18 protein-coding genes are annotated in these 18,725 nt (G+C 74.7%); 12 read left to right on the forward strand and 6 right to left on the reverse strand.

Annotated features, from left to right (window positions below; translation table 11 throughout):
- Window positions 1–235: 235 nt before the first annotated feature.
- On the forward strand, window positions 236–640 hold the full coding sequence (locus ACWEOZ_RS38070) for a hypothetical protein (protein ID WP_451915531.1): 405 nt from the start codon (window positions 236–238) through the stop codon (window positions 638–640).
- On the opposite strand, the gene ACWEOZ_RS38075 is transcribed toward ACWEOZ_RS38070, so the two are convergent.
- The 5 genes from ACWEOZ_RS38075 to ACWEOZ_RS38095 all read right to left on the reverse strand — a co-directional run bounded on the left by ACWEOZ_RS38075 (window position 612) and on the right by ACWEOZ_RS38095 (window position 4,867).
- Window positions 612–1,634: a hypothetical protein gene (locus tag ACWEOZ_RS38075; RefSeq protein ID WP_451915532.1), complete on the reverse strand. Its 1,023-nt coding sequence runs from the start codon at window positions 1,632–1,634 to the stop codon at window positions 612–614. The two genes, ACWEOZ_RS38070 and ACWEOZ_RS38075, sit on opposite strands and share 29 nt — an antisense overlap.
- Before the next feature lie 93 nt (window positions 1,635–1,727).
- Complete coding sequence (locus tag ACWEOZ_RS38080) at window positions 1,728–2,006, reverse strand: hypothetical protein (RefSeq protein WP_451915533.1); 279 nt, start codon at window positions 2,004–2,006, stop codon at window positions 1,728–1,730.
- Window positions 2,007–2,066: 60 nt separating this feature from the next.
- A complete protein-coding gene (locus ACWEOZ_RS38085) occupies window positions 2,067–3,176 on the reverse strand; it encodes a M24 family metallopeptidase (RefSeq protein WP_451915583.1) in 1,110 nt (369 codons plus the stop codon).
- A complete protein-coding gene (locus ACWEOZ_RS38090; RefSeq protein WP_451915534.1) occupies window positions 3,163–3,699 on the reverse strand; it encodes a DUF309 domain-containing protein in 537 nt (178 codons plus the stop codon). The genes ACWEOZ_RS38085 and ACWEOZ_RS38090 overlap by 14 nt, the downstream gene beginning before the upstream one ends.
- Window positions 3,659–4,867: an FAD-dependent oxidoreductase gene (locus ACWEOZ_RS38095; protein WP_451915535.1), complete on the reverse strand. Its 1,209-nt coding sequence runs from the start codon at window positions 4,865–4,867 to the stop codon at window positions 3,659–3,661. Before ACWEOZ_RS38095 ends, ACWEOZ_RS38090 begins: the two co-directional genes overlap by 41 nt.
- Window positions 4,868–4,965: 98 nt before the next feature.
- Here ACWEOZ_RS38095 and ACWEOZ_RS38100 point away from each other — a divergent pair, with 98 nt between their 5' ends.
- The 7 genes from ACWEOZ_RS38100 to ACWEOZ_RS38130 all read left to right on the forward strand — a co-directional run bounded on the left by ACWEOZ_RS38100 (window position 4,966) and on the right by ACWEOZ_RS38130 (window position 11,950).
- A complete protein-coding gene (locus tag ACWEOZ_RS38100; protein WP_451915536.1) occupies window positions 4,966–5,565 on the forward strand; it encodes a TetR/AcrR family transcriptional regulator in 600 nt (199 codons plus the stop codon).
- A 65-nt stretch (window positions 5,566–5,630) separates the two neighbouring features.
- Entirely contained in the window at window positions 5,631–6,191 is a 561-nt protein-coding gene (locus tag ACWEOZ_RS38105; RefSeq protein ID WP_451915537.1) for a hypothetical protein, read from the forward strand.
- Window positions 6,192–6,252: 61 nt separating this feature from the next.
- The gene (locus ACWEOZ_RS38110; RefSeq protein ID WP_451915538.1) at window positions 6,253–9,168 is read left to right on the forward strand and encodes a WD40 repeat domain-containing protein; all 2,916 of its coding nucleotides are present in this window, start codon (window positions 6,253–6,255) and stop codon (window positions 9,166–9,168) included.
- A 78-nt stretch (window positions 9,169–9,246) separates the two neighbouring features.
- Window positions 9,247–9,537 carry a hypothetical protein gene (locus ACWEOZ_RS38115; protein ID WP_451915539.1) on the forward strand — a complete coding sequence of 97 codons (291 nt, stop codon included), beginning with the start codon at window positions 9,247–9,249 and terminating at the stop codon, window positions 9,535–9,537.
- A gap of 29 nt (window positions 9,538–9,566) precedes the next feature.
- On the forward strand, window positions 9,567–11,102 hold the full coding sequence (locus ACWEOZ_RS38120) for a molybdopterin-dependent oxidoreductase (protein ID WP_451915584.1): 1,536 nt from the start codon (window positions 9,567–9,569) through the stop codon (window positions 11,100–11,102).
- Entirely contained in the window at window positions 11,093–11,488 is a 396-nt protein-coding gene (locus tag ACWEOZ_RS38125) for a molybdopterin dinucleotide binding domain-containing protein (protein ID WP_451915540.1), read from the forward strand. The genes ACWEOZ_RS38120 and ACWEOZ_RS38125 overlap by 10 nt, the downstream gene beginning before the upstream one ends.
- Before the next feature lie 3 nt (window positions 11,489–11,491).
- Window positions 11,492–11,950 (forward strand): hypothetical protein, encoded by a 459-nt coding sequence (locus ACWEOZ_RS38130; protein ID WP_451915541.1) that lies wholly within the window; start codon window positions 11,492–11,494, stop codon window positions 11,948–11,950.
- An 8-nt stretch (window positions 11,951–11,958) separates the two neighbouring features.
- Here ACWEOZ_RS38130 and ACWEOZ_RS38135 read toward each other — a convergent pair whose 3' ends face one another.
- Window positions 11,959–12,489: a DUF2267 domain-containing protein gene (locus ACWEOZ_RS38135; RefSeq protein WP_451915542.1), complete on the reverse strand. Its 531-nt coding sequence runs from the start codon at window positions 12,487–12,489 to the stop codon at window positions 11,959–11,961.
- Between the two features lie 203 nt (window positions 12,490–12,692).
- Between ACWEOZ_RS38135 and ACWEOZ_RS38140 the strand changes: the two genes are divergently transcribed.
- Genes ACWEOZ_RS38140 through ACWEOZ_RS38155 form a run of 4 tightly spaced genes read left to right on the forward strand, consistent with a single transcriptional unit; the run spans window position 12,693 to window position 18,677 of the window.
- Entirely contained in the window at window positions 12,693–13,289 is a 597-nt protein-coding gene (locus ACWEOZ_RS38140) for an ATP-binding cassette domain-containing protein (RefSeq protein WP_451915543.1), read from the forward strand.
- A complete protein-coding gene (locus tag ACWEOZ_RS38145; protein WP_451915544.1) occupies window positions 13,286–14,524 on the forward strand; it encodes an ABC transporter substrate-binding protein in 1,239 nt (412 codons plus the stop codon). The genes ACWEOZ_RS38140 and ACWEOZ_RS38145 overlap by 4 nt, the downstream gene beginning before the upstream one ends.
- Window positions 14,521–16,305 (forward strand): ABC transporter permease, encoded by a 1,785-nt coding sequence (locus tag ACWEOZ_RS38150; protein WP_451915545.1) that lies wholly within the window; start codon window positions 14,521–14,523, stop codon window positions 16,303–16,305. Before ACWEOZ_RS38145 ends, ACWEOZ_RS38150 begins: the two co-directional genes overlap by 4 nt.
- Window positions 16,302–18,677: a hypothetical protein gene (locus ACWEOZ_RS38155; protein WP_451915546.1), complete on the forward strand. Its 2,376-nt coding sequence runs from the start codon at window positions 16,302–16,304 to the stop codon at window positions 18,675–18,677. The genes ACWEOZ_RS38150 and ACWEOZ_RS38155 overlap by 4 nt, the downstream gene beginning before the upstream one ends.
- Window positions 18,678–18,725: the final 48 nt, after the last annotated feature.

Below are 18,725 nucleotides of genomic sequence, written 5' to 3' on the forward strand. Positions count from 1 at the left end.
CCGGGGAGCCACCCGCGCTGCCCCGGCAGCGGGAGCCGGAGCCCGGCCCGCGGCAGCCGGCGGCTGACCGGGTCGCGGTGACCGTCGGTGAATGACCGCGCGGAATGCTTCCGGGAGCCCCTGGCGGGGGGCTCCCGGGAGGCCAGGGCCGGTCAGGCAGCGGGCCGACCAGGACGGCGGGCGGCGTTCCTGCTGCCATCCGACAGCAGAACCGGCGGGCGGCGGGTCACTACGGGTGGCGTGCACCAGAGAGGATGCCTATGTGCACACCCGCGAGATACCTGAGCACATTCTCGATCAGCTGCTGGTCAGCGTCGTGTTCTACGAGGCCGAGCTGACCCTGGAGCACTCGGAGCCGGGCACGGCCGCGGTGCTCGGCGACTCGTTCGGCTCCGTGTTCACCTGGCTGTGGCGGGAGAACCCGGCCAAGGCCACGGTGCTGATGGCCGACTTCCTGGCCGAGCTGCGGTTCTACCACCACAACGCCAACCGGGCGCTCGGCCTGGAGGAGGTGCTGCGCGGCCTGCCGGCCTGCCTGCGCGGCGTCTCCGCCGACGAGGTCCGGGCGATGCAGGAGCAGCTGCGCAGCGAGGTGCCCGAATTCGTCAGTCTCAGCGACACCGAGCCCCGGCGGAGGTAGGCGGAGCCGCGGCCAGGCGGTCGGACTCGTACCGTACGACCGTCAGCAGCAGTACGGTCACACCGAGCGCGGTGACGGCCGCGAACTGGTTGACCACGAACGTGAAGACCTGCCCGACCAGCAGGTTGACCAGCAGCGACAGGCGGAGCAGCCGGAACGCCCCCGCCCGGTTCCGGCCCAGTCGCAGCAGCGCCCCGGCGGCGAGCACGGACGACACCACCGCCGAGACCGCCACTGCCAGCGAGGCACCGAGTTCCGGGTCGCGGACGAGGTCACCGGTCAGAGCCTCACCGGCAGCGCCGATCATCGTGACGAAGGGCAGCGCGATGACTCCGCCGACGCTGACCGCCACCAACCGGGCCCGGCGGCCCGGGGTCAGCGTGGCCCGGATGAGGTCCACGACTGCCTGCCGGCGCTCGTCCCAGGCGTCGCGCCGGAGGGGCACCGCGGCGAGCAGCTGGGCCACCGCCCGGTCGGCTTCCCGGTCGGAGCCCTCGACCAGCTGGGCCGCGGCGGCGTGCTGCCGGGCGGTCAGCCCCGTGGTGACCCCGGCGGCGGCCAGCTGCGCGGCCTCGGCGGTGCGCTGGTCCGGCGAGGCCGGGCCGCGGCGGACCCGCCCGGTGAGCACGGCCGGCGCCGCGAAGGCGAGGTAGATCAGGCCGGCGGCCGGCTGATAGAAGTAGTCGGTCTGCGCGGTGACGAACTTGCCGACCTCGTCGATGAACAGCCCGAAGCCGACGCCGCCCAGCACGGCCGCGCCCAGCCGCCCCGGCCGCCCGGCGAGGGCCAGTGCGGCGCCGAGGCCGGCCAGCATGAGCAGACCGCCCCAGAGCACGTGCGCGATGTGCAGCCCACCGCCGCCCAGCTGGGGATAGCCGGTGGCCGCGAGGAAGCCGCGGGTGATCAGGACCGTCGCGATGCCCGACAGCAGCAGCACCCGCAGGTGCGGCACCGCGGCGTCGGATCGCACGAGCGAGGCTCGGACACTTCCCATGCCTGCGAGCCTCGCCCGCGGCGCGGCGGCGAGCCATCCGGTCATCCCCGGAGACGACCCCGGTAAGACCCCGAGGGCGCGGTCGGGCCGGCCTCAGAAAGGTGCGGGCCCGCGGCCGACCAGCGACATCAGCACCTGGGTGGCCAGCAGCTTGCGGACGCCGGTCACGGCGACCTCGCCGATCTGGTCGTAGGGCAGCTCCAGCTGCAGCCCCTCGGTCGCGTTACGGATCTCCGTGCTGACCTCGTTGGGCCGGAACGTGCCGCTCCAGCCGTTGAGGTTCCCCCGGTTGTTGGTGCCGAGCGAGGCCATGCCGGTGACGCGTGCGCCGTCGACGAGGATCAGCGTTGCCGGACCCGAGTAGGTCGTCATGTCGTAAACCGTAGCGGCTCGCCGCATTTGCGGTACCCACGGGTTGCGCCTGAACGAGCGCTAAAGATGGACCAGGCCGGTGTCCGTGGTGTTGAGCCGCCGTACGCCGTCGGGGGTGCAGACCACGATGTCCTCGATGCGGGCCCCGTGCGCGCCGGCCCGGTAGATGCCGGGCTCGACGGAGAACGCCATGCCTTCCCGCAGGGCGTCGGTGTTGCCCGCGACGATGTACGGGTCCTCGTGCGTCTCCAGCCCGATCCCGTGACCGGTGCGGTGCAGGAACAGCTCCCCGTAGCCGGCCTGCTCGATGGGGCCGCGCGCGGCGGCGTCCACTGCCTCGGCGCTCACCCCGGGTCGGACCGCGGCCACCGCGGCCCGCTGGGCGTCCTGGAGCACGGCGTAGTAGTCGGTGAAGTCCGCGGGCGCCGACGGCCCGATGACGTACGTGCGGGTGCAGTCGGAGCAGTAGCCGCTCGGCATCGTGCCGCCGATGTCGACGACCACCGGGTCGCCGCGTTCGATGATCCGGGAGCCGCTGCTGTGGTGCGGGCTGGCGGCGTTCGGGCCGGCCGCGACGATGACGAAGTCGGTGCGGGCGTGCCCGGCGTCGCGGATGGCCACGTCGATGTCGGCGGCGACCTCGGCCTCGGTGCGGCCCGGGCGCAGCCAGCGGTGCATCCCGCGGTGCACCTCGTCGATGGCCGCCCCGGCCTCGGCCAGCGCCGCGATCTCCGCGGGTGACTTCACCGCCCGCAGCGATCCGGTCGCCCGGCCGGCCTCCACCCAGCGCAGACCGGGCCGCAGGCGTTGCAGGGGGAGCAGGTGGGCGGCGGGCATCGCGTCCACGACGCCGACCACCCCGGCTGTGTCCGGCAGCGCGCCGGCCAGCAGCCCGGCGGCGTCACCGCCGTCGGGATGGTCGGTCAGCCGGAGCCGCAGGTCACCGAGCGCGGCCTCGGCGGCGGCCCGCTCCAGCCGGGGGACGATCAGGGTGGCCTCGCCGGCAGCCGGCAGCACCAGGCAGGTGAGCCGTTCCAGCGGCATCGCCTCGTACCCGGTGAGATGGCGCAGGTCCGGGCCGGGTGTGACCAGCAGGGCCGTCCAGCCCTGCCGGGTCACTTCCCGGCGGGCCCGGTCCAGCCGGCGGTGCAGTTCCTCAGCTGTCCACAGCACCCGCCCACGGTAGCCCTGCCGGCCGGAGCTGCGGTGTCAGCGCCTGCTCGGACAGGCTGCCGTCCGCACGGTCGATGAGCTGCGCCGTGCTCCGCGCCCAGGTGGTCAGCGCCGCCACGGGTACGCCGTACGGCGGCGCCGCCGCGTAGTCCTCGATCCGGTCCGCCGCCCGCCGCAGCAGCCGGGCCGCGCCCTCGGTGTTGCCCCGGCGGGCGTGGGTCAGGCCGACGGCGAGCTGGGCCAGGCCCCGCCAGAACTCGCGTTCCGGCCGGCCCGACGCCTTCCAGGCCCCTTCGAGCACCTCGTGGGCGTGGAACGGCCGCCCGGCATCGAGCAGGCGCTGGGCCTCGCGCAGCGCCTCCACGGGCGGCAGGACCAGGTCGTCGGGCGTGGTCGGCACGCCGGGCATCCCCTTGGGCAGCGGCCGGCCCAGCCCGTCGCGGGGCCGGGCGTTGCGGGGCCGCCCGGCGGCGTCTCGATCACGTGCCTGAGGCCCGGTGGCCGGTTCGCTCGGTTCCATACTGCGATTCTTCCCCAGCCGCCGGTCCGGCGCGGCGCTGGTCGAGCCCGGAGAGCCGGTAGGCCAGGCGGCGGCGGAACGCCGGGATCCGGGCGAGCGTGGACAGCAGCGCGTTGCGGACGGGGCGCAGCGGTGCCGGCACGGTCGCCAGCCGGGTCAGCTGCGAGGCGAAGCCCACCACGGCCTGGGCCACGGGACGGCGCTCGGCCGCGTACCGGTCGAGGGGTGCCTCGGAGCCGGACCGCAACGCCTCGGTGAGGGCGCCGGCCAGCGCGAGGCCGTCCTTGAGGCCGAGGTTCATGCCCTGGCCACCGGCCGGGCTGTGCACGTGGCCGGCGTCGCCGGCCAGCAGGACCGGCCCGGCGCGGAAGGTGTCCGCGACGCGGTGATGGACGCGGAACCGGGAACCCCAGACCACGTCGGCGACCCGCGCGGGGGAGCGGGCCGGCCCGCGGTGGTCCAGCAGGGACTGCACGTAGGCGGTGTCCGGGTGCTCGGGGGCGTCGTCGACGGCGGCCACCAGGCGGACCGTGCCGTCGGGCAGCGGCGCCCAGACGAGCAGGCCGGCGCTGGAGAAGTACAGCACGACCTCGTCGCGGGGCGGTCCCCCGTCGACCTTCACGTCGGCCAGGGTGAACGACTCGCCACCGGAGGACGGGTTCCCGAAGCCGATGCCGGCCAGCTCGCGGATCGTGCTGTGCATCCCGTCGGCGGCGACCACGTAGCGGGCGGTCACGCTCTCGCCGTTGGCGAAGGTCACCGTGCCGCCGGACAGGCCGACGGCCTCGTAGCCGCGCAGGACCCGGCCACCGGCGGCCACCAGGCGGTCGTGCAGCACGGCCTCGGTGGTCGACTGCGGCACCATCAACGCGTACGGGAAACGGGTCGGCAGGCCGGCGAACGAGATCGGGACCAGGGTGCGGTCGCGGTCGCGGATGGTGAAACGCGGCGCCGGGATGCCGGCCGCGGCCAGCGGGACGGCCGCGCCGATCCGGTCGAGCACTTCGAGGGTGTGTGCGTGCACCACGGCGGCCCGGCTGGTGTGCGCGGCGGTCGCGGCGCGGTCGACGACCGTGACGTCGACCCCGGCCCCGGTGAGGGCGGCGGCCGTGGCCAGGCCCACGGGACCAGCGCCGACGATCAGGACATCGGTGGTTGCGGGGAGCATCGGAGTCACCTGCCAACGTTTGTTTGCCAACATCTGTTGACCTGAAGGTAGCCCTCCTCGGCGCGCGGGTCAACAGGTGTTGGCATACACTTGTTGGCATGAGCGAAGAACGACCACGGCGGTCCGACGGGACCCGGGCGGCGATCCTGCGCGCGGCCCGGGAGCGGTTCGCCGCCGACGGGTACGAGCGGGCCACCATCCGGGCCATCGCGGCGGACGCGGCCATCGACCCGTCGATGGTGATGCGCTACTACGGCACCAAGGAACGCCTGTTCGCCGCGGCGGCCGAGTTCGATCTGCGGTTGCCGGAGCTGTCCGGCGTACCGGTGGACGACATCGCCGCCCTGCTCGTCGGCCACTTCCTGGACCGCTGGGAGGGCGACGAGACGCTGATGGCGCTGCTGCGGGCCGGCGTGACCAACCCGGCCGCCGCCGAGCGCATGCGGGAGATCTTCGCGGCCCAGCTGGGCCCGCTGGCCGAGCGGATCGCCCCGGACCAGCCGCACCTCCGGGCCGGGCTGGTGTCCAGCCAGGTGCTCGGGCTGGCGCTGTGCCGGTACGTGCTCAAGCTGCCCCCGGTGGTCGCCATGGGACGGGCCGACCTCATCGCCTGGCTCACCCCGACCGTGCGGCAGTACCTGCTCGGCCCGCCGCCCGTGGGGCCGAAGGTCCCGGAAGGTACGGCAGTGCGGCACTGATCACGGGCGGGGTTCGCGGCTGGAATAGGGGTGTAGCCAACGAACTCGGAAAGGACGTGGACGCCATGACCGCCGTCCAGCACCGCACCACCCGGGTCTCCCGCGAGACCGGTGGCACGACCGTCACGGAGTCCCGTCGCAGCAAGGCCACCCGCTTCACCCTCGCCGGACTGCGTCTGGCGCTGGGCTGGGTGTTCCTGTGGGCGTTCATCGACAAGCTGTTCGGTCTGGGTCTGGCCACCCCGGACAAGGGGGCCTGGATCAACGGTGGCAGCCCGACCAAGGGCTTCCTGGGCAACGCGGTCGCGGGCCCGTTCGAGGGTGTCTACCACTCCATCGCCGGTGCGGCCTGGGCCGACTGGCTGTTCATGCTCGGTCTGGCCGGGATCGGCATCGCTCTGATCGCTGGTATCGGTATGCGTCTGGCCGCGGCCGCTGGTGGTCTGCTGCTGGTGCTCATGTGGACCGCGGTCCTGCCCCCGGAGAACAACCCGTTCATGGACGACCACCTCATCTACGCCGGTGTCCTGGCCGTGCTCGCCCTGACCGCTGCCGGTGACACCCTGGGCCTGGGCAAGATGTGGGCGCGGCTGCCGCTGGTGCAGCGCCTGCCCTGGCTCAAGTAACCCCCGATCCCGCACGACCGGGCGGCACCCACCACGGGTGCCGCCCATTAGGCTGCCGCGGATGGAAGCCCCGACATCCCCCACAGTGGAGTCCGGATGGGCCGAGGATCCGGACGTCGCGCCCCATCTCGTGCTGCGCGGGCCGGTCGACCGGGCCCGCGCCGCGACGATGGTGACGGCCGCGGGACGCCCGGTGCTGGTGGTTCCGGCCCCGGACGACGGCGAGCCCGGCTTCGTCAGGGCAGTCGACCTGACCACCGGCGCGGTGCTGCCGGACCGCTCAGGACTGCGCCGTGAGCAGCACGACTCCCTGGCGCTGGGCGCGGGTGGCCTGGTCGCGACCGCGGGCCGGCCCAGCGGAACCGTCGTCGTCCGGGACGCGGTGACGGGTTCACCGGTCGGCGTCCCGCTGCCGCTGAAACCCCGGGGCATCTCCCTCGCCGTGCTCGACGGGCGGCCGGTCGTGATCGCCGCCGGATCCGGCCTGGCGGTCCACGACGTCCAGACCGGCGCGCCGATCGCCCGGCACGGCCGCCGCAACGGCTGGTGCCTCACCGAGTTCCAGGGCCGGCACCTCCTCGTGGCGCAGGAGTCGGCCACCTCCCTGCGGCTGTACGACGCACTGACCGGGGAGCCGTACGGGCAGCCGTTCAGCTGTGACTTCTCTGGGTCCGTCTTCCGGATGGCGGCGGTGGACCACGACGGCCGCATGCTGGTCGCCTTCCTCGATCATCACGCCGCCTGCAAGGTCTCACTGTGGGACGTGACCACCGGTGCGGCGCTGCCCACGGCGCCACCGTTCGACGACGTCCAGGAGATCGATGTCGCGACGGTGCACGGACGGCCGCTGCTGCTCGTCGCCCGCTCCGGCAAGGCGGCCTCACCACTGACCCTGTGGGATCTGGCCACCGGGCAGCAGGTCTTCCCGGACTGCTTCGCCGGATATCACGGCCATTGCGCGCGGGTGGCGCTGGGCAGCCTCGCCGACGGCTTCTTCGCGGTCACCGTCGATCGGGACGGCTCGTCCGCGCTGTGGGTGTGCTCATCGCGGGGGACCCGGCGGACCGCGCTGACAGACGGCGGTGTGTCGCGGACAGCCCTGGGCGAGGTCGGCGGCTCGGCCACGGTGGCGCTCGGCGGCGCCGGCGGAGCACTGCGCCTGTTCGACGCGCGGACCGGTCAGGAGTTCAGCAGCCCCTTCTACGGCGGATCACCGGACGACAGCGTCATCGGTGCCACGGGCGACGTCGGTCGGGCCGTCGTCCTGCAGCGCGGGCGGCCCATGCGCCTGTGGGACGTCGAGGCCGGCGTTCCGGTGGCCCGGCTGGAACGGTCCGCCGACCGGATCGCCGCCGGCGAGGTGGCCGGGCGCAGAGTGTTCGCCCTCGTCACCGGCGGCCGGGACGGCGGGGCCGGCCTCAGTGTCTGGGATGCCGATGCCCAGGCGCTGGTCGCCGAGGTCACGCTGGCGCACACCACGGCCGACGACGACCCGGCCGGCGTGGTGTTCACCCGGATCGACGGCCGCGCGGCGGTGGCCCTGGCGCTCGGCCGTACGGTCCGATCGTGGGACGCCCTCACCGGTGAACCGCTGGGCCGGCCGTACCGCGGGGCGGCCGCGTCCGTGTCGACGATCGCCGCCGGCTGGATCGGCGACCGTGCGGTGCTCGTTACCGGCGGCCGGGACAACGCGGTGCACCTGTTCGACCCCGCCACCGGCGCGCCCGTCGTGCCGCCCATGGCCGGCCACTCCCAGGGACTGACCGCCCTGGCCGTCGGCACCGTGGCCGGCCGGACCGTGGTGGCCTCGGGAAGCTGGGACAAGACCGTACGCGCCTGGGACGCCGCCACCGGTGCCTGCGTCGGCGGGCCGTGGAGCGGCCACGGCGATCGCATCGTCGCCGTGCACGTCACCGAGCGGGACGGCGAACCGGTCGTGGTGTCCCACGCGGCGACCGGCCCACCGCGCCTGTGGCGACTGCGCGCACCGGCCGCGAGCAGCGGACACACCGACGCCGTCCACACCGTCGCCGCCGGCCGGTGGCAGGGCCGCCCGGTGTTCGCCTCCGGTGGCGCCGACCGGACCGTGCGCCTGTGGGACGCGGCCACCGGGCAGGCCCTCGGCCCGGTGCTGACCGGCCATGCCGCGGAGGTCACGCACGCCGCCTTCACCGGCCCGGACCGCGACGTCCTCGTCACCGGCGACGGGAACGGGGTGCTGTTGCGCTGGCAGGTCCACGCCGGTGTTCCTCGGAGCAAGCCGCTGGCCCGGCTGGACCGGCCGCTCGCCGGGATCAGCTCGGCCGAGGTGGGTGGTCGCGCGGTGGTGGGGACCGGTACGGCGGACGGTGTCCTGCGGATCTGGGACGCCGTGACGGGCGAGCCCGTCGCCGAGTTGCACCCCGGCGCAGACCTGCGGGTGAGCCGCACCGACCTGGGCGTGCTCGACGGGCGGCTCGTCGCCCTGACGATCGGCTACGACAGCACCGGTGACTGCGACAGCCCGACGCTGACCCTGTGGGACGTCGCCGCCGGCGAACCGCTGTACGAGCCCATGACCGTGCCGGAGGAGTGCGAGGTCGGGACGCTGGCGATGCTGGACGGGCGGCTCGTGGTCGTCCAGGGCATCGACGCCGCCGCGGGTGGCCCGCAGTACCACCCGGAAGAGGCCGCCGACATCCAGGTGATCGACGTCGCCACCCGCACGGTGCTCAGCCGGCACCGGCCGGAGCGGGGCTGGAGCTACCGGGCCACGACCGCCCCGGGCGCCGTCGTGCTGGTCACGGCCGAGGACTCGGTCGTCGGGGTGAACGCGTACGGGACCGGCGGACCCGGGAAGTTCCGGTACGACGGGCACCGCGAGTTCGTGAGTTGCGTGGCCACCGCCGACGTCGCCGGGCGCACGATCGTGGCGTCCGGCGACCGCGGCAACGCCCTGCACTTCTGGGACGCGGACACCTGCGAACGCCTCCGCTGACGCCGCTGCCGGGCCCCGCGTGGTCGCACGAGTATCCGGGCCCGGGACGGGTAGACCGGGTTCGTCAGGAGGTGGGCCATGGTTGACCGGATCGCCGAGCCGTGGGGGCCGCGCACGCCGTACGGGCCGGGGGAGGCCTGGCCGGTGCGCGTCGACACGTTCCTCGACGGTGATCTCACCGAGGCTGACGTCGACGCCTGGCGGCAGAGCGCCTCGGTGCTGCACGCCAACGGCGACGCCATGGACATCGCCGTCAAGGACGGCCGGATCGCCGGGGTGCGCGGCCGGGCGGTCGACCGGATCAACCACGGTCGACTCGACCCAAGGACCTGTACGGCTGGCAGGCCAACAACAGCCCCGACCGGCTGACCCGGCCGCTGGTCCGCGAGGGCGGGAAGCTGGTCGAGAGTGACTGGGACACCGCCATGGGCCGCATCGTCGAGCGGTCGCGGCAGCTGCTCGACGGCCCGGGCGGGTGGGGGCACTTCGGCTTCTACACCTCCGGCCAGTTGTTCCTGGAGGAGTACTACACGCTCGCGGTGATCGGCAAGGCCGGCCTCGGCACCCCGCACATGGACGGCAACACCCGCCTGTGCACCGCCACCGCCGCCGCGGCGATGAAGGCGAGTTTCGGCGCCGACGGCCAGCCCGGCTCGTACACCGATGTCGACTCCTGCGACGCGATCGCCCTGTGGGGGCACAACGTCGCCGAGACGCAGACCGGGTTGTGGAGCCGCATGCTGGATCGCCGCCGCGGGCCCAACCCGCCCGCGATGCTGGCGGTCGACCCCCGGGTCACCCCGGTCGCCCGGGAGGCCGATGTGCACCTGGCGGTGCGGGCCGGCACGAACGTGGCCCTGGTCAACGGCCTGCTGCGCGAGATCATCCGGCGCGGCTGGCACGACCGGGCGTACGTCGGCCGGCACACCATCGGGTTCGACGAGCTCTGCGCGACCGTCGACAGATATCCGCTCGACCGTGTCGCCCGGATCTGCGATGTGCCGGTGGCGCGGCTGGAACGCGCCGCGGAGCTGCTGGGCACCTCGCAACGCCTGCTGTCGACGGTGCTGCAGGGCTTCTACCAGTCCAACCAGGCGACGGCCGCCGCGTGCGGGGTCAACAACCTGCACCTGATCCGCGGCATGATCGGCCGGCCGGGCGCCGGGCTCTACCAGATGAACGGCCAGCCCACCGCGCAGAACACCCGCGAGACCGGCGCCGACGGCGACCTGCCCGGCCCGCGCAACTGGAACAACGAGGAGCACATCGAGCAGCTCGCGCAGCTGTGGAACGTCGAGCCCGGCACCATCCCGCACTGGGCCCCGCCGACCCACGCCATGCAGATCTTCCGGTACGCCGAGCAGGGCTCCGTCAAGCTGCTGTGGATCACGGCCACGAACCCGGCGGTGTCGCTGCCCGAGCTGGCCCGGATCCGGCGCATCCTGGCCGCCCCCGAGCTGTTCGTGGTGGTGCAGGACCTGTTCCTGACCGAGACCGCCGAGCTGGCCGACGTGGTCCTGCCCGCCGCCACCTGGGGCGAGAAGCTGGGCACCTTCACCAACGCCGACCGCACCGTGCACCTGAGCGAGAAGGCCGTGGACCCGCCCGGGGAGGCCCGGGCCGACCTGGACATCTTCCTCGACTACGCCCGCCGGATGGACTTCCGCGACCGCGACGGCGACCCGCTGATCACCTGGCAGGGGCCCGAGGACGTGTTCGAGGCCTGGAAGAAGTGCTCGGCCGGCCGGCCGTGCGACTACACCGGCATCACCTACGGCAAGCTCCGCGGCGGCAGCGGCATCCAGTGGCCGTGCGACGGCGACCACCCGGAGGGCACCGAGCGCCTCTACACCGACGGTGTCTTCGCCACCGACCCAAGACCGGCCGTACCCCGCAGCTCGACGCGGCCGCGCCCGACGCCTGGGTGGAGCTGAACGCCGGCGACGCCGCCCGGCTGGGCATCGCCGAGGGCGACGTCGTCGGCATCGCGTCGCCGCGCGGCGCGATCCGGGTCCGGGCCCGGATCGGCCGGGTCCGGCCCGGCGTGGTCTTCGTGCCGTTCCACTACGGCTACTTCGACGTCGACCCGGCCGACCGGACGCCCCGGGCCGCGAACGAGCTGACCCTCACCGCCTGGGACCCGGTGTCCAAACAACCGATCTTCAAGGTCGCCGCGGTACGCGTGGCCAGGCTCGCGGACGGTGGCGGCACCCCGGCCCCGGCCCCGACCATCGGCGGCAGTGCCCCGCTCGACGACACCGTGCCCGCCACGACCGGCGGTCCCGCGGCCGAGGCGACCTCACGAACCGAGGGGGACTGACCGATGCACCTGGCCCACTACCTCGGACTCCTGCACCGGGCCCAGCTCGACCTGGCCGACGCCTTCCGGCAGGTGGCCACGGCCCACGCCGCCGAGCCCGACATCTTCCACCTGTGCCGGCAACAGGCCGTCGTCTGCGACCGCCACGCCGAGAAGCTGCAACCGTTCGCCCGGAGCTACGCCGAGGAGGCGCCGGAGGAACCCGACCGGCTGCACTCGGAGCTGTTCGGCGGCACCCGTACCGGGGGCATCGGCCTGCTGCGCGATCTGCAGGACCTGTACCTGATGGCCGCCGGGTGCGACATCTGCTGGACGGTCGTCGGCCAGGCCGCCCGCGGCGCCCGCGACGACGACCTGCGCCAGGTGGTGCAGGACTGCGAGGACGAGACCGCGATGCAGCTCAAGTGGCTACGGACGCGGATGAAGGCCGCCGCCCCGCAGGCGCTGGTGGTGGCCGGCTGAAAGCCGGCTCAGCTCGCGAGGTGGCGTTGCCGCCGGGCGGTCACCGCCGGACGGTCGGCCGTTTCCTCCTCGGGACGGACCGGCACGCGCAGGCTGAGGCCGGCGACCGCCGAACTCAGCGTCCGCACCAGCTGCCGGTGCCGGTGGGCCGGATCCTCGGCCCGGGCGGACATCAGCGGGCGCAGGCCGGCGGGAAGCGACGCGGCGAGCCCGGCCGGGGTGGTGCCGCGGCAGTAGGCATTGAGCTGCTCGAGGGTCACGCGGGTGTAGAAGGCGGCGTCCGGCTCACTGACGTGCAGCTCGTCGGCGACATCCCGGATGAGCTGCTGAGCTGAGCCGGCCCCGCCGGTGTGCTCCCGGCGAGCGGTCACGACGAGACCGACCTCGGCCGGCAGCTGCCGGGCCAATCCCAGGTACGCCGGATCGGGAAGGACGTTCCGCAGCGCGTGCATGACGGCTCGGATGACGCGTCCGGTGTGGTTACGGCCGTACAGGCGAGCGCGTATCCGGAGCTCGGTCACCAGGTCATCGCGATGCATGATCACCGTCTTTCCGGATTCAGCTTGGGCCGACCGGATTACCCCACCACTCCGGCTCCAAACCGACAGGACCCGCTCCTCCGGCGCCCGCCGGGGCCGGCAGTGCCACGGGACACCGGGGACGGGCACGGGATCGATAGGCTGCAGTGACCGACTGTCGATGTCCGGGCCGGTGACCGGGGAGGTGTGGGGCGATTCTCGACGTGGTTCAGCTGGTGGTCGTGGTGTCCGGCGTGGCCCGGCCCGCGGTCTCGTTCTCCGCCCTCGAGGCCGGCCCCACTGCGGTGCTCGCCGACGCGCCGACCGCCACGGCGCTGGCCCGTACGGTGGCCGGCCTGGCGCAGCCGCTGTCCGGACGGGTCCTGGTCGGCGACCGCGACGTCACCGAGCTGCCGCCCGGCCGCCGGCAGATCGGGTACGTGCCCCGCGGCGGAGCCCTCCTGCCGCACCTGACCGTCCGGCAGAACATCGAGTATCTGGTCTGGCGGCAGGAGTCGGTGCGCGAGATCGTCCGCGGCTGGGCGTCCACCTTGATCTACCAGCTCGAGCTCGGGCCGGTGCTGGAGCAGCGACCGCACGAGATCACCGCGCAGCAGCGGATGCGCGGCGCCCTGGCCCGGGCGGTCGTCTCGATGCCCGAGGCGCTGGTCCTCGAACGGCCCGACCCCGCTGTCTGCGGCCCGCTGGACGATCTGCTGGCCCGGATCGAGTCGCCGGTCTCCGCCGCCCCGGCCACGGTTGTCTTCGGTGATCGGCAGTCAGCCCCCGAGGGTGCCCTGACTGTGGCGGTGACACCGTGACGAGCCGGCGCACCGTCCTGGGTGGAGCGCTCGGCGCCGTCGTCGCCGGGACCACCGGCTGCGGCCGACCCCGGCGGCCGGTGCAGGTCGCCGTGGTGTGGAGCGGCGGGGAGCTGGTCCGGTTCCGCGAGGTCGTCCGCCAGTATCCGCAGCCGGTCGACGTGATCAGCACCCGCAACGACATCGACGCCTTCCTCAGCGCCCGCTACCGGGCCGGCAACCAGCCCGACGTGGCGATCGTGCCGCAGATCAGCCTGATCGCCGACTACGCCCGGCGGGGCTGGCTGCAGCCGGTGCCGCAGGAGGTGACGCAGCGGTTCACCGACCAGTGGCGGGCCATGGTCACCGTGGACGGGCGGCAGTACGGCGCCTGGGTGAAGGCCGCGCACAAGTCGCTGGTCTGGTACCACCCCGACCGCCTGCCCGCACCGCCCGCCACCTGGGCCGAGTTCGTGTCGCTGGTCCGCGGTCTCGCCTCCGGCCGGCCCGCCCCGCTGGCCCTGGGCGCGGCGGACGGCTGGGTCCTCACCGACTGGCTGGAGAATCTGCTCATCGGTTTCGCCGCGTCCGGCGAATACCAGGGCCTCGTGGACGGCACCGAGCCCTGGGACGGCCCGCTGGTGCGCACCGCGCTCACCCAGCTCGCCGCGGTCTGGTCGATCCCCGGCGCGTTCCCGGACGGGATCGGCCGCGCCCTGATCACCCAGAACGAGGAGTCGGTCATCCAGGTGACCGAGGGCCGCGCCGCGATGATGGTCGAGGGTGACTTCGTCGCCGCCGTCGCGGACAGGTTCCGCCCGCCCGGGGCGCCGTCCCTGGCCGCCGCGCGGTTCCCGGCCGGGCCCCGGGCGCTACCGCTGCTGGTGGCCGGGGACGCCGCGATGGTGTTCGCCGGCTCGAGCGCCGGCGGTGAGCTGGTGGAGTGGCTGACCCGGCGGGACTCGTTCCGGCCGTGGATCACCGCCGGCGGCTACCTGTCGCCGAACACCCTGATCCTGCCGGACGCGTACGGCCCGGCGGCGGCCCGGGCGGCCGAGCTGCGCGATCCCGCGGGCGCCCTGCAGTTCGACCTGTCCGATCAGCTGCGCGGCTCGCTCGGCGGCCCGGACGGGCTGGGCAGCTGGAAGATCCTGCAGGACTTCCTGGCCGAGGTGAGCCGGCCCGACGCCGTCGACCGGGCCTGCCGGCGACTGGTCCGGGCGGCCGCCCAGGCCCGGCGGGAGGCCGGCTCGTGACGGAGCCGGTACGCACCCGGACGGCCGCGGCCCGGCTGCTCGGGGAGACGGTGGTCATCGACGACGTCGGTCCGGGCCGGCGCAGCCGGGCGTACCCGAGCGGCGGATTCGCCTCGATGCTGCTGACCCCGATCGCCCTGCTGCTGGGCGGCATCCTGCTGTGGCCGGTCTCCCGGACGGTGCAGGCGAGCCTGACCGGCCCGGACGGCCGGTGGGTGGGCCTGGAGAACTTCCGCACCGCCCTGGCCGCGGAGGGCACCTGGGAGGTGCTGGGCCGCACGGTGTTGTGGGCGGCGGTGGTCCCGGTCGTGGTGATCACCCTGGGCTGCCTGCTGGCCGCGTCGCGCCGCACCGGCACGCTGCTGTTGCTCGCGCCGATGGCCTTGCCGCTGGTCGTCACCGGCGTGATGTTCCGGCTGTTCTACGACCCCGACCCGGCCCGGGGCGCCGGCACCGCGGTGCTGACGGCCCTGGCCGGCCTGTTCGGGGTGCCCGCCGACGCGGCGCCGGCCTGGCTGGGCTCCGGCCTGATCACGGTCGCGCTCATGTCGGCGTTCGTGTGGGCCTGGATCGGCCTGCCCGTGGTGGTGTTCCGGGCGGCCCTGGACGCGCTGCCGGCCGACCTCTCCGACGCGGTCCGGGCCGGCGGCGGCGGACGGCTCGACGTCTTCCGCGACGCCCTGTGGCGGCCGTTGCTGCGGCGCACCGCGGCCATCGTGTTCGCCCTGGTGGCGCTGGGCACGGCCCGGGCGTTCGACCTGATCCTGGTGATGGCGCCGGGCTCCAGCCTGGACGAGGCGGCCAACCTCGCGGTCCGGGTGTGGCAGACCTCGGGCAGCGCCACCACCGGACCGGCCGCCGCCCTCAACACCCTGTGGCTGGTCGCGCTCGGCATCGGCGTCGTGGCCGCGGCGATCGGCGGGCGGCAGGCGTGGCCACCGCCCACGCTGGAGGACACGCCCGTGCGTACGGTGGCCGACCGCACCCGGTCGCCGGTCCGCCGGGCCCTGCCGGTCCTCGTCGCCCTGCTCTGGGCCGTGCCGGTGCTCGCCCTGGTGGCCACCTCGCTGCACTCACCGCGCGAGGCCGCCACCCAGGGCTGGTCCGCCGCGTCGTTGCGGCTCAGCTCCTACGTGGACGTCCTCACCCAGCAGGAGGTCATCCGCTCGTTCGGCTTCACCGCCCTGCTCGCCGTATCCGTGACAGTGCTGGTGATCATCGTGGCGTTGCCGGCCGGGTACGCCCTGGCCCGGCTGCGGCCGCCCGGTACGGCGGCCGCCGGGGCTCTGCTGGTCGCCGCGTCGGCGGTCCCGGTGCAGGTGGTGGCCGGTCCGATCAACGAGGTGCTGGAACGCGTGGGGCTGGCCGGCACCGGCGTCGGCCTGGGGCTGGTGCACGTGGCGCTCGGCGCGCCGTTCGCCGTCCTGGTGCTGCGCAACGCACTCGCCGACGTGCCCGGCGCCCGGATCCGCGCGGCCCGCACCGCCGGCCGGCGCGAGTGGGGCGTGCTGTGGCGCACGGTGCCCGCCGCGGTGCCGGCCATCATCGCGGTGGCCGTGCTGGAGTTCGTCCAGGTGTGGAACGACTTCGTGGTCGGGCTGCTGTTCGGCGGCTCGGGCACGCCGCTCGGGCTGATGTTGTTCGGCCAGACCCGGCAGTTCGTCTCCAACAGCGGCACCCTGGCCGCGTTCGCGCTGCTCGCCTCGGTGCCGCCGCTGGTGATCATCGTCCTCGCCCGCCGTCAGGTGATCGCCGGCCTGGTGTCGGGGGCGGTGCGATGAGCCACCAGCCCGGACCGCCCCGGGCGACCCGGCCCTGGCAGTGGGTGCTGACCCTGTCGATCGCCGTCGGCTCGGTGGTGGGCGGCATCGCCAGCAACATCCTGGCCGACATGATCGACCCCGATCTGGGCGCGATCACCTGGATCGTCGCCGCGGGCGGCGTCCTGATCGCCGGGGTGCTCGCCACGGTCGAGGTGCGCAGCCGCCGGGCGCTGCAGGCCGGCGCGGCGGTCGAGCCGCCTCCCGCGGTGCCGGTCCAGGAGGCCGGGGTCCCCACCGACCTGCCCGACACCACCGGTTTCGTGGGCCGGCGCACGGTGGTGGACTGGCTGGCCGGGTCCATCCGCGCCGAGCACGCCGTCGCCCTGCTGGGCCGGCGGGCGGTCGGCACCTCCGCCTGCGTCGTGCAGGCGGCCAACGCGGTCCGCAGCCACTACCCCGACGGCCAGCTCTACCTGGACCTCCGCAAGGTCGACCGGCGCGGTCCGGCCCGCTCGCTACGGCCCCGGGAGGTCGTCGACGCGCTGTGCCGCAAGGCCGGCATCGACGAGACCGCCCTGGGCCAGGCGGCCGACCTCGACGCGGCCGGCGCGCTGTTGCGCACCGCGCTCGGCGACCGCAGGATCCTGCTGGTCCTCGACAACGTCGACGCGCCGGAGCAGGTGCGGCCGCTGCTGCCGCCGGCTCGGCGCAGCCGGCTGCTGATCGCCGGCAGCACCACCCTGAACGGGCTCGAAGGGGTCCGGGTCCGGCGGCTGGCCGAGCCGTCCGCCGACGACGCGGTGGAGCTGTTCGTGGCGGCCGCGCGGGACGCCGGTTCGGTGCGCCGCGGCCTGCCGGCCGAGCCGAGCGTCCGGCACATCGTGGAGCTGGCCGGCCGGCAACCGCACGCGGTCCGGGTGCTCGGCTCGTGGCTGGCCGCGCAGGGCTGGTCGCCGCAGGACCTGCTGGCCGCGCTGCGCCACGGGCTGGCCAACGACCGGGTCGACGCCACGCTGACGCTGCTGGCCAGCCGGGACCGGGCGTACGCGGGGCTCGGCGCCGACACCCGGCGCCTGGTCCGGCTGCTCGCGCTGGTGCCGCAGCCGCTGAGCCGCAACGCCGTGGCCGCGCTGACCGGCACCAACCGCGGGCACACCGACCGGATGCTCGACCAGGCGGCCGACAGCGCGTTCGTCACCGTGACCCCCGACGGCCGGTACAGGCTGCGGCCGCTGCTGGCCGCGTACGCCCGGGTGCACCTGCTCTGCGACGAGCCGCCGCGGCGCCGGGTGGCCGCGCTGGCCCGGCTGGTGCGCTACCTGGCCCGGCAGGCCGAGCGCTACGCCGAGGCCGTGCTGCCCGACCAGCCGGCGGGCGCCGAGCCCGGCGACGACTGGTTCGGCCGGCACGAGGCGCTGCTGCGGACGCTGATCTGTGAACCGTGGGGCCGTCCGGGCGCGCTGCCGGGCGAACCGCCGCGCCGGATGCGCCGCTGGTGGCTGCGGCTCGCGGTCGCCCTCTGCACCTGGTACGCGTCCGCCGGCCGGCTCGACGACTGGGCCGCGGTCTGCCGGGCGGTGCTGCACAGCCCGGTCGCCCGCCACTCGGCCGCGGTCGCGGGCTGGGCGCACAACGAGCTCGGCGCGGTCTACCGGTGGCAGGGCGACCCGCACCGGGCCGCCGTCGAGCTGACCGCGGCGGTGGCGCTGCGGCACCGCCGGGGCGCCGCCCAGTCCCGGACCAACCTGGGTCTGGCCCTGCTCGACCAGGGCGACGTCGACGGCGCGGTGGACCAGCTCCAGCGGGCCCGCCAGCAGCGCTCCCCGAGCGACCGGGCCGGCCAGGCGCTCACCGAACTGGGCCTGGGCGTGGCGTTCCTGGCCCGCGAGGAGCCGCGGTTCGCCGGCCGTCACCTGATCCGCGCGGCCAACCAGTTCGAGGCCGTCGGCGACCGGCGCGGGTACGCCGCCGCCCTGACCAACCTCGCACTGGCCCAGTGGTGGCTCGGCGAACGCCTGGACGCGGCCCAGGCCTGGAGCGCGGCGCTGGAGTGCCACCCGGCCGTCAAGGACCGGCAGGGCCAGGCCGCCGCGCTGCTCAACGCCGGGGCCATCGTGGCCGCCGGGGCCGGCGCCACCGGTGCGGGCGCACCCGGCAGCCGGCGACGGGCGACCCAGGCACAGCAGCTGCTGCAGGAGAGCCTGCGGATCCGCCAGGCCGACGGCCGGCCGACCGGCCGCACCCGCCTCTACCTCGGGGACGTCGCGCAGCTCCTCGACGACCCCGACGACGCCCGGCAGCACTGGGAGGCGGCGGTCGAGGCCTGCGAGAAGGCCGGCGACGCGGACGGCGCCGAGGCCGCCCGGGCCCGCCTGTCGGAGAATTCCTGAACGAGTTCCGGTGGCGGTGTCGGATCGCGGCGCCGGTGTTCGTGGTAC

This window comes from Actinoplanes sp. NPDC004185 (genome assembly GCF_053603475.1).

Excerpts from the sequence above, each read along its gene's own strand:
- ACWEOZ_RS38075 (WP_451915532.1), bottom strand. The coding sequence starts at position 1,634 with ATGGGAAGTGTCCGAGCCTCGCTCGTGCGATCCGACGCCGCGGTGCCG.
- ACWEOZ_RS38080 (WP_451915533.1), bottom strand. The coding sequence starts at position 2,006 with ATGACGACCTACTCGGGTCCGGCAACGCTGATCCTCGTCGACGGCGCA.
- ACWEOZ_RS38090 (WP_451915534.1), bottom strand. The coding sequence starts at position 3,699 with ATGGAACCGAGCGAACCGGCCACCGGGCCTCAGGCACGTGATCGAGAC.
- ACWEOZ_RS38095 (WP_451915535.1), bottom strand. The coding sequence starts at position 4,867 with ATGCTCCCCGCAACCACCGATGTCCTGATCGTCGGCGCTGGTCCCGTG.
- ACWEOZ_RS38100 (WP_451915536.1), top strand. The coding sequence starts at position 4,966 with ATGAGCGAAGAACGACCACGGCGGTCCGACGGGACCCGGGCGGCGATC.
- ACWEOZ_RS38105 (WP_451915537.1), top strand. The coding sequence starts at position 5,631 with ATGACCGCCGTCCAGCACCGCACCACCCGGGTCTCCCGCGAGACCGGT.
- ACWEOZ_RS38110 (WP_451915538.1), top strand. The coding sequence starts at position 6,253 with ATGGAAGCCCCGACATCCCCCACAGTGGAGTCCGGATGGGCCGAGGAT.
- ACWEOZ_RS38115 (WP_451915539.1), top strand. The coding sequence starts at position 9,247 with ATGGTTGACCGGATCGCCGAGCCGTGGGGGCCGCGCACGCCGTACGGG.
- ACWEOZ_RS38130 (WP_451915541.1), top strand. The coding sequence starts at position 11,492 with ATGCACCTGGCCCACTACCTCGGACTCCTGCACCGGGCCCAGCTCGAC.
- ACWEOZ_RS38135 (WP_451915542.1), bottom strand. The coding sequence starts at position 12,489 with ATGCATCGCGATGACCTGGTGACCGAGCTCCGGATACGCGCTCGCCTG.
- ACWEOZ_RS38155 (WP_451915546.1), top strand. The coding sequence starts at position 16,302 with ATGAGCCACCAGCCCGGACCGCCCCGGGCGACCCGGCCCTGGCAGTGG.